Source organism: Bosea vestrisii, assembly GCF_030144325.1.
In the GTDB taxonomy this organism is placed as follows: domain Bacteria; phylum Pseudomonadota; class Alphaproteobacteria; order Rhizobiales; family Beijerinckiaceae; genus Allobosea; species Allobosea vestrisii_A.
On record NZ_CP126307.1, the window covers coordinates 3262480 to 3273643 of the forward strand.

General features: G+C 67.8%; 12 protein-coding genes. All 12 read right to left on the reverse strand.

Going from position 1 to position 11164, the window contains the following annotated elements; genetic code table 11:
* Positions 1–19: 19 nt before the first annotated feature.
* The gene (locus QO058_RS16185) at positions 20–436 is read right to left on the reverse strand and encodes a helix-turn-helix domain-containing protein (RefSeq protein WP_284167330.1); all 417 of its coding nucleotides are present in this window, start codon (positions 434–436) and stop codon (positions 20–22) included.
* A 78-nt stretch (positions 437–514) separates the two neighbouring features.
* Entirely contained in the window at positions 515–2113 is a 1599-nt protein-coding gene (lnt, locus tag QO058_RS16190) for an apolipoprotein N-acyltransferase (RefSeq protein ID WP_284167331.1), read from the reverse strand.
* The gene (locus tag QO058_RS16195) at positions 2110–3105 is read right to left on the reverse strand and encodes a hemolysin family protein (protein ID WP_284167332.1); all 996 of its coding nucleotides are present in this window, start codon (positions 3103–3105) and stop codon (positions 2110–2112) included. The genes lnt and QO058_RS16195 overlap by 4 nt, the downstream gene beginning before the upstream one ends.
* The gene (gene ybeY / locus QO058_RS16200; protein ID WP_284167333.1) at positions 3102–3704 is read right to left on the reverse strand and encodes an rRNA maturation RNase YbeY; all 603 of its coding nucleotides are present in this window, start codon (positions 3702–3704) and stop codon (positions 3102–3104) included. Before ybeY ends, QO058_RS16195 begins: the two co-directional genes overlap by 4 nt.
* Positions 3701–4852, reverse strand: a complete 1152-nt coding sequence (locus QO058_RS16205; RefSeq protein ID WP_432211941.1) for a PhoH family protein — start codon at positions 4850–4852, stop codon at positions 3701–3703. Before QO058_RS16205 ends, ybeY begins: the two co-directional genes overlap by 4 nt.
* 171 nt (positions 4853–5023) lie before the next feature.
* Positions 5024–6379, reverse strand: coding sequence for a tRNA (N6-isopentenyl adenosine(37)-C2)-methylthiotransferase MiaB (miaB, locus tag QO058_RS16210; protein WP_284167334.1), 1356 nt, complete (start codon positions 6377–6379; stop codon positions 5024–5026).
* Between the two features lie 125 nt (positions 6380–6504).
* Positions 6505–7302, reverse strand: a complete 798-nt coding sequence (locus tag QO058_RS16215) for a lysophospholipid acyltransferase family protein (protein ID WP_284167335.1) — start codon at positions 7300–7302, stop codon at positions 6505–6507.
* A 94-nt stretch (positions 7303–7396) separates the two neighbouring features.
* A complete protein-coding gene (locus tag QO058_RS16220) occupies positions 7397–7894 on the reverse strand; it encodes a GNAT family N-acetyltransferase (protein ID WP_284167336.1) in 498 nt (165 codons plus the stop codon).
* 6 nt (positions 7895–7900) lie between these two features.
* The gene (tsaB, locus tag QO058_RS16225; protein WP_284167337.1) at positions 7901–8584 is read right to left on the reverse strand and encodes a tRNA (adenosine(37)-N6)-threonylcarbamoyltransferase complex dimerization subunit type 1 TsaB; all 684 of its coding nucleotides are present in this window, start codon (positions 8582–8584) and stop codon (positions 7901–7903) included.
* A gap of 168 nt (positions 8585–8752) precedes the next feature.
* Positions 8753–9319 (reverse strand): NifU family protein, encoded by a 567-nt coding sequence (locus QO058_RS16230; RefSeq protein WP_284167338.1) that lies wholly within the window; start codon positions 9317–9319, stop codon positions 8753–8755.
* A gap of 92 nt (positions 9320–9411) precedes the next feature.
* Positions 9412–9906, reverse strand: coding sequence for a universal stress protein (locus tag QO058_RS16235; protein WP_284167339.1), 495 nt, complete (start codon positions 9904–9906; stop codon positions 9412–9414).
* Between the two features lie 195 nt (positions 9907–10101).
* The gene (gene trpS, locus QO058_RS16240) at positions 10102–11163 is read right to left on the reverse strand and encodes a tryptophan--tRNA ligase (RefSeq protein ID WP_284167340.1); all 1062 of its coding nucleotides are present in this window, start codon (positions 11161–11163) and stop codon (positions 10102–10104) included.
* Position 11164: the final 1 nt, after the last annotated feature.

Genomic DNA, 11164 nt, shown 5'->3' on the forward strand with positions numbered 1-11164 from the left:
CCGCCCAGGCGATCGAGCGCTATTGCTCGATGGTCTCGGCGGGTGCGTCGCCGAGCGACTCGACCAGGTCGACGAGGCGGCGGCGCACGCGCGGGCTCTTGATGCGCACGAACGCCTTGGTCAGCTGCACGCCCTCACTGGTGGCGAGGAAATCGGCGACATAGGTCGTGGCCGACGCATCGGCAAAGCCGCTTTCGATCGTGTCGTCGTTTGGAGCTCCGTCGAAGAAGAATGCCACGGGAACGCCCAGCATCTTCGAGATCTGCTGTAGGCGGCTGGCACTGATCCGATTGGTGCCCTTCTCGTACTTCTGCACCTGCTGGAAGGTCAGGCCGAGCGCCTCCCCGAGCCGTTCCTGGCTGACGCCGGCAAGCATGCGACGCATCCGGACGCGGCTGCCGACATGGCGATCGATCGGATTGGGTACTTTCTTCATCAGCATTGTGGCCGGCCCCCTTGCCGTTCTTCGTGCGGACCTGTCGGCGGCCTTCCCGGAAGAAAGTTCCAAATGGGATCACCGTCGCCGCATTATTACTCCAGCGAGCAATAGGCTGGCAACTACACCTGCAAAGAAAAGATCGCCGAAGCGGGAATAGGGCGTGGCCGGCCCTGCCCGTGGCAACGAGGTGTCGAGGACGCCCGTCTCGCCGAGGGGCAGTGCTGCACGAATGCGTCCATAGTGATCGACCACTGCCGAAATCCCGGTATTTGCGACGCGAACCAGCGGCAGGCCTTCCTCGATGGCGCGCAGGCGTGCCTGGGCGAGATGCTGATAGGGCCCGCTCGTCTGCCCGAACCAGCCGTCATTGGTGAGGTTGAGGATAAAGCCCGGTCGCGGGCCGCTCGGCATCGCCGCGCCGGGAAAGATCACCTCGTAGCAGATCAGCGCCGCGGCGGGCGGCAGACCGCGGATCTGCAAGGGCGTGCGCCGGCTGCCCGAAGCGAAGCCGCCGGGGACCGAGACGAACTCCGACAGGCCCACAGTGCGGATCAGCCGCTCGAGAAAGGGCGGCAGGTATTCGCCGAAGGGCACGAGATGCACCTTGTCGTAGCTGCCGGCGATCACGCCCTCGTCGTTCACCACCTGGATGGAATTGTAGATCGGCGGCCGGCTCTCCCCCGGCAGGGTCTCGCCGGCGCGGGCTGCGCCGGTGATCAATGTCGTGTTGGGCGGCAGCAGGGCGGCGATCCGTGCCAGTGCCTGTGGCGTGCGCCCGAGCAAGAATGGAAAGGCCGATTCAGGCCAGATCAGATGCGTCGCGTCCTGCACGCCCGTCGTCGCCGGGCTGGTCGCGCGGTCGCTCAGCGCCAGATATTGCGACAGGATCATCTCGCTATTGCGTGGGCTGAATTTCGCGTCCTGCGGCAGGTTCGGCTGCATCAGGCGCAGTTTCACGCCGCTGACCGCTGCGACCGGCTCAGTGGGAACCCGCCAGGCGCCGAAGCCGGCCATGACGGCAAGCATCAGTACCGCCAGAGCCGGAGTCCGCCAGCGCGCCACGCCTTCCTCGCCTGTCCCCAGCACTGCCGGCGCCGCGCCGATCGCGACCGCGAGCGCCGTCATCCCGTAGAGCCCGATCAGGCTGGCACTCTGGGCGAGCCAGGTGGGCCCGGCCAGCATCATGCCGTAGACGTTCCAGGGGAAGCCGGTGAGGATATGGCCGCGCAGCCATTCGCTTAGCGCCAGCATAGCGGCCAGCACCAGGATGCGGCCTGCTCCAGTGGGCCAGATCGCGCGCGCCAGCACGAAACCGGCCGCCGGGAAGAGCGCCAGGAAGGCCGGCAGTGCGACGACGCCGAGCGGCATCGCCCAGGCGAACTTGTCGGCCTCGACCAGGAACGCAGCACCGAGCCACCACAGGCCGGCGAGGTGGTAGCCGAAGCCCCACCACCAGCCCGCCGTCGCAGCCGCCCACAGGCGGCCGCGCCGGCTTTCGGCGACGGAGCCATCGATCAGCCAGACTGCGGCGGTCATCGGCACGACCATCAGCGGCCAGAGGTCGAGCGGCGCCAGTGCTAGGGCTCCGGACGCGCCGCAAAGGAGCGCGATCAATCTGCGCGGCCAGCCCCAGGCGAGGATGGCGCGGTCGGCTAGCGCCGCAAGGCTCGTCATGCCGCGTCCGGCGGCGCTGCCGGTGCTTCGGTCGAGACCTGGTCGCGGCGATGGATGCGCAGGCGCTTGACCCGGCGCGGATCGGCGTCGAGCACCTCGAATTCGAGATCCGCCGGCCCCTGGATCAATTCTCCGCGCACCGGCACGCGCCCGGCCAGGGTCACGATCAGCCCGCCGAGCGTGTCGACCTCTTCGGCGACCGCCGCGCTCGACAGGTCGATCCCAGTGGCCTGCTTCAGTTCGTCGAGCGTGGCGCGGGCGTCGGCGATGAAGCGGTTCTCGCCGGCGGGCGCGATCGCCGGGGCTTCGTCGAGATCATGCTCGTCCTCGATGTCGCCAACGACGATCTCGACCAGATCCTCGATCGAGATCAGCCCGTCGGTGCCGCCGTATTCGTCGATCACCAGGGCGATATGAGTGCGCGTCGCCTGCATCCTGACCAGGAGGTCGACGGCCGGCATCGAGGGCGGCACATAGAGCACCGGCCGCAGGATCTTGGCCTGGGCCAGCGTCATCGACAGGTCGATGGCCCCCAGGCTCGGCCCGGCACTGACCTCCGCTTCGCCGCGTGCCCGCCGGGCCGGTTTGGCGCGAGCGGCTATGAAGTCGAGGAAGTCGCGGATGTGGATCATTCCGCGCGGGTCGTCGAGCGTCTCGCCATAGACCGGCAGGCGTGAATGGCCGGCGGTGCGGAACAACGCCAGCAGGTCGCCGAGCGTCGCCTCCGACGAGACGGCGATGATGTCGGCGCGTGGCACCATCACATCGGCGACGCGGCGCTCACGCAGGCTCAGCACGTTCGAGAGCATCGCCCGCTCTTGCGGGGAGAGATCGGTGACCCCGCCGCTGTTCTGCGCCAGCGCCTCGGTGATGTCCTCGCGGATCGAGCCGCCCTGGCGCAGGCCGAGCTTGTCGAGAAACTGGCTGAGCCAGTGCGACAGGCCGCGGCCAGTCGGTTCCGACGATGAAGAAGATCGGGGGTCGTCGCTCATGACGCAGGCTGGGTGCTCGTGTTTTTATCGGTCGTCGGGGGAGGCTGTATCGGCTCGGGGTCCGAACCGGCATAGGGGTCGGCGATGCCGAGCCGCGCAAGGGCGGATGTCTCGATCGCCTCCATGCGCTCGGCCTGGTCCTCGGTCTCATGGTCCTCGCCGATAAGGTGCAGAAGGCCGTGGATCACGAGATGGCTGAGATGGTCGCCGAAGGGCTTCTCCTCGGCCTCCGCCTCGCGGGCGACCGTCTCGAAGGCGAGCACGATATCGCCGATGGCCGGGCTGGACGAGATCTTCTCCGGCGGCGCGGCCGGGAAAGAGAGGACATTGGTCGCCTTGTCGAAGCCGCGCCAGTCGCGGTTGACGATGCGGATGCGCTTGTCGTCGGTCAGGAGCAGGCTGAGCTCCGCCTCCGGCAGGAGCTTGACCGGGGCCAGCGCCAGCGCGGCTTCGACGGCAGCCACGATCCGGGGGCGCAAGTCCGCGACCTCGCGCCAGCGCCGCGACTGGATTCGGATGTCGAGCGAAGGCCCGCCGATGGCGGGCTCCGATGTCCCGGCTCGCGGCGCCGCGCGCCGCGATCGAGGTCGGTCGTTCATCGCGGCCGCTCCCGCGACAACATGCGCTTCAGCCCCTCGGCATCGCCCTCGACGGGGCCATCGGGTGCGGGCAAGGCGGCGAGGCGGGCTTCGCGCTCGTCGCGTTCTCGCCGGGAGGCGTCCTCATAAGCCATGACGATGCGGCGCACGAGCTCGTGGCGCACCACGTCGCCCTCCTCGAAGCGGGCGTGGCCGACCCCCTCGACACCGGACAGGAGCCGGATCGCTTCGACCAGGCCCGAGCGCTGGCCCGGCGGCAGGTCGACCTGCGAGGGGTCGCCGGTGATGATCATGCGCGAGCCCTCGCCCAGGCGGGTGAGGAACATCTTCATCTGCACCGAGGTGGCGTTCTGGGCTTCGTCGAGCAGGACCACGGCGTTGGTCAGCGTGCGCCCGCGCATGAAGGCGAGCGGGGCGATCTCGATCATGCCGGTCTGCAAGGCGCGCTCGACATGGCGCGGCTCCATGAAGTCGTTGAGCGCGTCGTAGATCGGCCGCAGATAGGGATCGACCTTCTCGCGCATGTCGCCGGGCAGGAAGCCGAGGCGCTCGCCGGCCTCGACGGCGGGCCGCGACAGCACCATGCGCTCGACCACGCCCTGCTCGATCAGCGAGACGGCGTGGCCGACCGCGAGCCAGGTCTTGCCAGTGCCGGCCGGACCCTCGGCAAGCACGAGTTCGTGGCGCTTGAGCTGGCGCAGATAAGCGTCCTGTGCCGCGTTGCGGGCCCTGACCGGACCGCGCTTGCGTGTCACCACCGCGTCGAAGGCAGCCTTGCCGGCATTATCGGAGGGAAAGAGCGAGCGCTGCACATTGCTCTCCTCGATCGCGCCGTCGACCTCACCGAGATTGACCGCAGCGCCGGTCTTGGCGCGGGCATAGAGGGTCCGCAGCACGCGGCTCGCCTGATCGGCGGTTTCGCGCGGGCCCTTGATGGTGACGTGGTTGCCGTTCGGGCTGACGACGATGCCGAGGCGGCGCTCCAGATGCGCCAGATTCTGGTCGTACTGGCCGAAGACCAGGCCGGTGATCTGGTTGTCGTCGAAGGTGAGTTCGACCTCCGCGCCGGGCAGGCCCTCGCGCGTCGGAGCCTCCTCGCGGCGCGCGGCACGCTCGGCTCTCGGATTGAATTGATCGGCCTGGGCCAAAACCGTTGTCTCCATTCGGAATGAGTCGGACAGGCGCAGTCACCAGAGCCGGATCCGATCAGGTTGAATCAACCCGATGGGTGAATCCGTCTCTCACTTTCAATTAGAGGCCGAACGGGCTCTAACCATCACCGCAACGCCGATACATCGCACGCTACGCACCAACTCTTGTCAGGCAGCCAGGTCCGGCCGCTCGACGGCGCGGCCAAACAGCGAGTTCGACCCGGCGCGTTCGATTTCGACCAGGACGCGATCGCCGATCCGGTGCGTCGTGCTCTCGATCTGCACCGCCTGCATATAGGGTGTCTTGCCCGCGAGCTGGCCGGGATGTCGGCCGGCGCGCTCGATCAGGATCTCGACGCTGCGGCCGACCATGGCGTGGTTGAACGCCTGCCGGTGCTCCTCGACCAGGCTCTGTAGCCGCTGCAGTCGCTCGTCCATCACGGCGAGCGGCACCTGCTCGGCGATATCAGCCGCAGGCGTGCCGGGGCGCGGCGAATATTTGAACGAATAGGCCGAGGCGAAGCGCACATCGGCGATCAGGCGTAGCGTCTCCTCGAAATCGGCATCGCTCTCGCCGGGGAAGCCGACGATGAAGTCGGAGGAGAGGGCGATATCCGGTCGCGCGGCGCGAATCCTGTCGATCAGTCGGCGGTACTCGTCGGCCGTGTGCTTCCGATTCATCGCTGCGAGGATCCGGTCGGAGCCCGCCTGTACCGGAAGGTGCAGGAAAGGCATCACCTGCGGCAGGTCGCGATGGCTGGCGATCAACTCGTCGTCCATGTCGCGCGGATGGCTCGTCGTGTAGCGGATACGGGCGATGCCCGGCACCTCGGCAATGCGGGCCATCAGCCGCGCCAGGGTCCAGACGCCGCCATCCGGCCCCTCGCCATGATAGGCGTTGACGTTCTGGCCGAGCAGCGAGACGTCCTGCACGCCGGCTTCCGCCAGCCGCTCGACCTCGGCGATCACCTGCGTGACCGAACGGGAAAACTCGGCGCCACGCGTATAGGGCACGACGCAGAAAGCGCAGAACTTGTCGCAGCCTTCCTGCACCGTGACGAAGGCCGAGATGCCGCGCGCCAGGATCGCCGCTCGCTTGGGCACCGGCAGATGGCCGAACTTGTCCTCGGGCGGCAAATCGGTGTCGACGACGCGGCCGCTCTTCGCCTGTGCGAGCAGTGCCGGCAGGCGATGATAGGTCTGCGGGCCGATGACGAGGTCGACCGCCGGCTGGCGCCGCTGGATTTCGGCGCCTTCCGCCTGCGCGACGCAGCCGGCGACGACGAGCGTGGTTTCGCGCCCCAGCGCCTTCCGCTCGCGCTTCAAGTCGCGCAGCTTGCCGAGTTCGGTATAGACCTTGTGCGCGGCGCGCTCGCGGATATGGCAGGTGTTGAGCAGGATGAGGTCGGCGTCGTCAGGTATCGCAGTCTCGACATAGCCCTCCTGGCCGAGGACGTCGGCCATGCGCTGGCCGTCATAGACGTTCATCTGGCAGCCATAGGACTTGATGTGGACTTTCTTCATCAACGCTGATCCGGCCTCAACCGCGTCTCCTTATCCCGATCACCCACCGAATGGGAATCATATCGCTTCGGATGGCAGGCACGCAATATCCGGGCCGCTGCCGTCCAACGCGAAGCGAATCTGGCTCAGCCGCGTGACCGGCCGGTGACGGCGTCCTGCCGCGCCCGCCGGATCGCGATCTCGGCGAGGCGCGTCGCCTCCTTGCGCGAGAGCTTGCGGCCCATGCGGATCGGCTCGCCCCAGGAAAGCTCGACATCGATGGCGCCGGAATTGATCATCGCCTGGAAATGCGGCGCGAGTTCGGTGTCGCCGTACCAGGATAGCGCCGAGCGCTCGGCCCGCCCGCCGCGTAGCCCGTGAAAACCCGTATAGGTGACGCAGAGCGGATAGACCGTGGTCTCGGCCTCGTCAGCCCCGCGCACCGCTTCGTGAGCGGCCCCGAGCAGTGAGGAGCGAAGTGGCAGGACGCGTGTCCCGTCGCCGGTGGTGCCTTCGGCGAAAAGCACGACACACTGCCCGTCCTGCAGGCGGCGGCCCATCTCGCTGGCGACGCCGGCAGTGGCGCCGCGGCGCATCCGGTCGATGAAGACGGTGCGCTGCAGCGTCGAGAGCCAGCCGACTACCGGCCAGGTCGCGACCTCGGCCTTGGCGACGAAGGAGAGCGGACCGGTCGTGCCGATGACGGGGATGTCGAGCCAGGAGGTGTGGTTGGCGACGATCAACCCGCCCTGCCCGGCCGGCGGAGCCGCACCGCGCGTGCTGATGCGCACGCCGAAGCAGCGACAGCCGAGCTTCTGGAACAAGCGGGTGAAATAGAACGGCCGCCCGAGGCGCATCGCGACGAGCTGCGGCGGGATCAGGATGAGCGTGCCGAGGACGAGCAGCGCGAGCCGAACCATGGCGCCGGGACGGAGGCCTTTCATGCTGAGCCGTTCATTCCCTGCGTTGGCGTCCCGCTAGTGCGGCACCGGCTATAGTCGTCGCCGTTCCCGACGTCCATGGCGCTCAAAGTGGAGCTCAACCGAGATCGCGTCGCATCACCAGCGCCGCGACGCGGCTGCCATCCGGCTTCGGATAATAGCCCTCGCGTCGTCCGACGGTCTCGAAGCCGAGTCGGCGATAGAGGCCAATCGCGGGGGCGTTGCCCTCCTCGACCTCGAGGAAGAGACGCGCCGCGCCACGTGCCGCCAGCTGCGCCAGATGGGCGGCAAGCAGCGTCTGCCCGAGCCCGCTCCGGCGCCTTGAGCCGCCGACGACGATGCTGAGAACCTCGGCTTCGTCGGCTGCCATGCGCGACATCACGAAGCCGCAAGGCTCGCTGGCGCTGCCGATGAAGACACCTTCGCTGACGACCGCGCGATCGGCCAGCAGCGCCGCGCATTCACTGGGGTCCCAGAGCCGCGCGAAGCCGCCCTCGTGGTGCAGGGCCGCGATTTGCCGGGCATGGCGGACGTCGAGGGACCCGGTTCGGCCCGTTGCCGACCGGCGCCTGAACAGGGATTGGAGCCAGCCCATCGTCGTCTAGCGCCGCGGCAGCCGGGCGCGATCCTGCGGCGTCGTTTCCGGCGCCTTGAGGTAGAGCGGGCGTGGCGGCGCGCTTTCGGGGTCTGCGATCAGCCCGAGTCGGGCCACCCAGATCACGTCCGGCGCCCTGGCATCGTCGACGACGAGCGCGTCGAGCCCGATCGCCCAGGCTTCGTTGGCGACGGCGAGCGCGGCCGAGCCGACCAGCGAGACGGGGCCTGCGCCAATGGCGCGGGCGGCATCGCGATGGTTGACCTGGCGAATCGAGACGAGCTGCTTACCGTGCGCATTCAGCGCCTGGAACCAGACCTGGCCGTGCCTGGCATCGACCGCGGCGGCGACGACGCGCCCGCCCTCGCGGCCTATGAAGGGCGCGGCGCTGGCGGCCAGCGTCGAGATGCCGACGGCGGGGATGCCGGCGGCGAGCGCGATCGCCCGGGCGGCGCTGATGCCGACGCGCAGGCCGGTATAGCTGCCGGGGCCGATGGTCACGGCGACGCGGTCGAGCGAGGAGAAGCCGCCTTCCGTCTTGCCCATCACACGCTCGATCATCGGCATCAGCGCCTCGGCATGGCCGCGCTCCATCGCGATCTGCTCGATCGCGAGGGGAGCGGGGTCGCTGGCGTCGAGGACGCAGGCCGAGCAGGCGCCGAGCGCGGTGTCTATCGCGAGGATACGCATCAGGGCTGGGTCCGGACGATTGCGGTGCGGCTGCTAAGGCATTTTCGAGCGAAGTGGATACCGGTTCGCGTGAAGAAAATGCGATAAAATAAAAGACTGGGGCATGTCCGCGATTCAGGGAAACGCGGACATGCCCCAGCCAGAATCATGCCCTCAATCTGAGGGCGATCAAACCGCCTCGACCTCGCGCACCTGCGGCAGGAAATGGCGCAGGAGGTTCTGGATGCCGTGCTTCAGCGTCGCGGTCGAGGAGGGACAGCCCGAGCAGGAGCCCTTCATCACGAGATAGACCGTGCCGTCCTTGAAGCCGCGGAAGGTGATATCGCCGCCATCGCCGGCGACGGCCGGGCGGATGCGGGTCTCGAGCAATTCCTTGATGGTCTCGACGGTCGCAGCATCCTCGTCCGCGAAGAATTCCTCCTCGCTCTCGGCGAGGTCATCGGTCGGGGCGCCCTCGCTCATCAGCGGCGCCCCCGACATGTAATGTTCCATGATCGCGCCGAGGATGGCGGGTTTGAGATGCGGCCACTCGCCCTCGGCCTTGGTCACGGTGATGAAGTCCGAGCCGAAGAACACGGCAGAGACGCCCTTGACGCCGAACAGGCGGGTGGCGAGCGGCGAGCGCTCGGCGAGGGCCGGATCGCGCAATTCGACCGGGCCTTGCGGCGAGACGCTGCGGCCGGGCAGGAACTTCAACGTGGCGGGATTGGGTGTCGCTTCGGTCTGGATGAACATGTCTTTGATCTCCGGCGCCGGCGGGTCAAGGCCGCCGTTCCTGACACCGATATAGGCCTACAGCTGAAATCATTCCAGCTGTGGCTCATGCGTCAGGCCAGCGCGTCGATTTCCTCGTCGGCGAGGTGGCCGGGCACGATCGCGACCGGGATCGGGAAGCTGCCGGCGCCCTTGCCGGCGAGCGCGCTGACCAGTGGGCCAGGTCCGTCGCGGCCGATGCCGGCGGCCAGCACCAGCAGCGAGATGTCCTCGTCGGCCTCGATGAGCTTGACCATCTCGTCAGCCTTGATGCCGGTACGCACGACTTTTTCGGGCTCCAGCCCGGCCAGCGAGCGCACGGCGGCGGCTGCGACGTCGATCAATTCCTCCGCCTCGGCCTCAGCGTCAGCTTGCACCATGTCGCCAACGCCGAGCCAGATCTCGTCCGTCGGCGGAGTGACCACGCCGAGCAATACGATCGACGCGCCGAGGCGGGCGCAGCGCCGTGCAGCAAAGCGCACGGCCTTGGCGCATTCGGGACTGTCGTCGACGACAGCGAGGAATTTCGGGCGATGGCCCGTCTCATAGGACCGCCGTCTCTTGACCATTGCTATCGCCTCGGCGCGCTTTCCGATGGGCCGGTATCGGTCGGCCGTTCAGAATTCGCGCCCACTCTAGGGTCAGGGCATGGTCTCATCGCAAAAGTGGTCCCCACTTTTGCGGAACATGCCCGCCGGTTTCAGGACGTCTCATGGTGACAGGCGTCGCAAGGTCAGCGCAAGCTCCCCGCGTCGCCTGCCGGATCAGCGCCGGCGCACGAAGCCGGTGATGTCCTTGACATCGCGCATGATCGGCGCCGCGATCGCAGCGGCGCTGTCGGCGCCGTCGCTGAGAATGCCGTCGATATGGCTGGGATCAGCCAGGAGGCGGCGCATCTCGCCTGCGATCGGCGCGAGCTTGGCGACGGCGAGCTCGACCAGCGCCGCCTTGAAGCCGGAGAACTGGCTGCCTCCGAACTCGGCCAGAACCTGCGCCTTGGTCCGCTCGGCGAGGCCGGCATAGATGCCGACCAGGTTTTCGGCCTCGGACCGGCCCGCCAGTCCTTTCTCCTCCGAGGGCAGCGCCTCGGGATCGGTCTTCGCCTTGCGGATCTTCTGGGCGATCATGTCGGCATCATCGGTCAGGTTGATGCGCGAATAATCAGATGGGTCCGATTTCGACATCTTCTTGGTGCCGTCGCGCAGGCTCATCACGCGCGGCGCCGGGCCCTGGATCATCGGCTCGGGCAGCGGGAAGAAGCCGAGCTCGCCGGTGCCGACCCCGAGCTTGCCGATCTGCTCGGCGAAGTCGTTGTTGAACTTCTGGGCGATGTCGCGGGTCAACTCCAGATGCTGCTTCTGGTCCTCGCCGACCGGGACATGCGTCGCCTTGTAGAGCAGGATGTCGGCGGCCATAAGCACGGGATAATCGTAGAGCCCGATCGAGGCGTTCTCGCGGTCTTTGCCGGCCTTCTCCTTGAACTGGGTCATGCGGTTGAGCCAGCCGAGGCGGGCGACCGTGTTGAACACCCAGGTGAGCTCGGCATGACCGGCGACCTGGCTCTGGTTGAAGATGATGCTCTTCTTGGGGTCGACGCCGGCGGCGATATAGGCGGCCGCGACCTCGCGCGTGGCGCGGGTCAGTTCGGCGGGGCCGCCCCAGACGTCGAAGCCCTGCGTGATCGCGTGCATGTCGACGACGCAATAGATGCAGTCATGGGTCTTCTGCATCGCGACCCAGTTGACCAGCGCGCCGAGATAATTGCCGAGGTGGAGCGTCGAGGTCGGCTGCATGCCGGAGAAGACGCGGGGAGAGAAAGCGGCCATG

Coding starts and splice junctions, on each gene's coding strand:
- QO058_RS16185 (WP_284167330.1), bottom strand. CDS start 436: ATGAAGAAAGTACCCAATCCGATCGATCGCCATGTCGGCAGCCGCGTC.
- lnt (WP_284167331.1), bottom strand. CDS start 2,113: ATGACGAGCCTTGCGGCGCTAGCCGACCGCGCCATCCTCGCCTGGGGC.
- QO058_RS16195 (WP_284167332.1), bottom strand. CDS start 3,105: ATGAGCGACGACCCCCGATCTTCTTCATCGTCGGAACCGACTGGCCGC.
- ybeY (WP_284167333.1), bottom strand. CDS start 3,704: ATGAACGACCGACCTCGATCGCGGCGCGCGGCGCCGCGAGCCGGGACA.
- miaB (WP_284167334.1), bottom strand. CDS start 6,379: ATGAAGAAAGTCCACATCAAGTCCTATGGCTGCCAGATGAACGTCTAT.
- QO058_RS16215 (WP_284167335.1), bottom strand. CDS start 7,302: ATGAAAGGCCTCCGTCCCGGCGCCATGGTTCGGCTCGCGCTGCTCGTC.
- QO058_RS16220 (WP_284167336.1), bottom strand. CDS start 7,894: ATGGGCTGGCTCCAATCCCTGTTCAGGCGCCGGTCGGCAACGGGCCGA.
- tsaB (WP_284167337.1), bottom strand. CDS start 8,584: ATGCGTATCCTCGCGATAGACACCGCGCTCGGCGCCTGCTCGGCCTGC.
- QO058_RS16230 (WP_284167338.1), bottom strand. CDS start 9,319: ATGTTCATCCAGACCGAAGCGACACCCAATCCCGCCACGTTGAAGTTC.
- QO058_RS16235 (WP_284167339.1), bottom strand. CDS start 9,906: ATGGTCAAGAGACGGCGGTCCTATGAGACGGGCCATCGCCCGAAATTC.
- trpS (WP_284167340.1), bottom strand. CDS start 11,163: ATGGCCGCTTTCTCTCCCCGCGTCTTCTCCGGCATGCAGCCGACCTCG.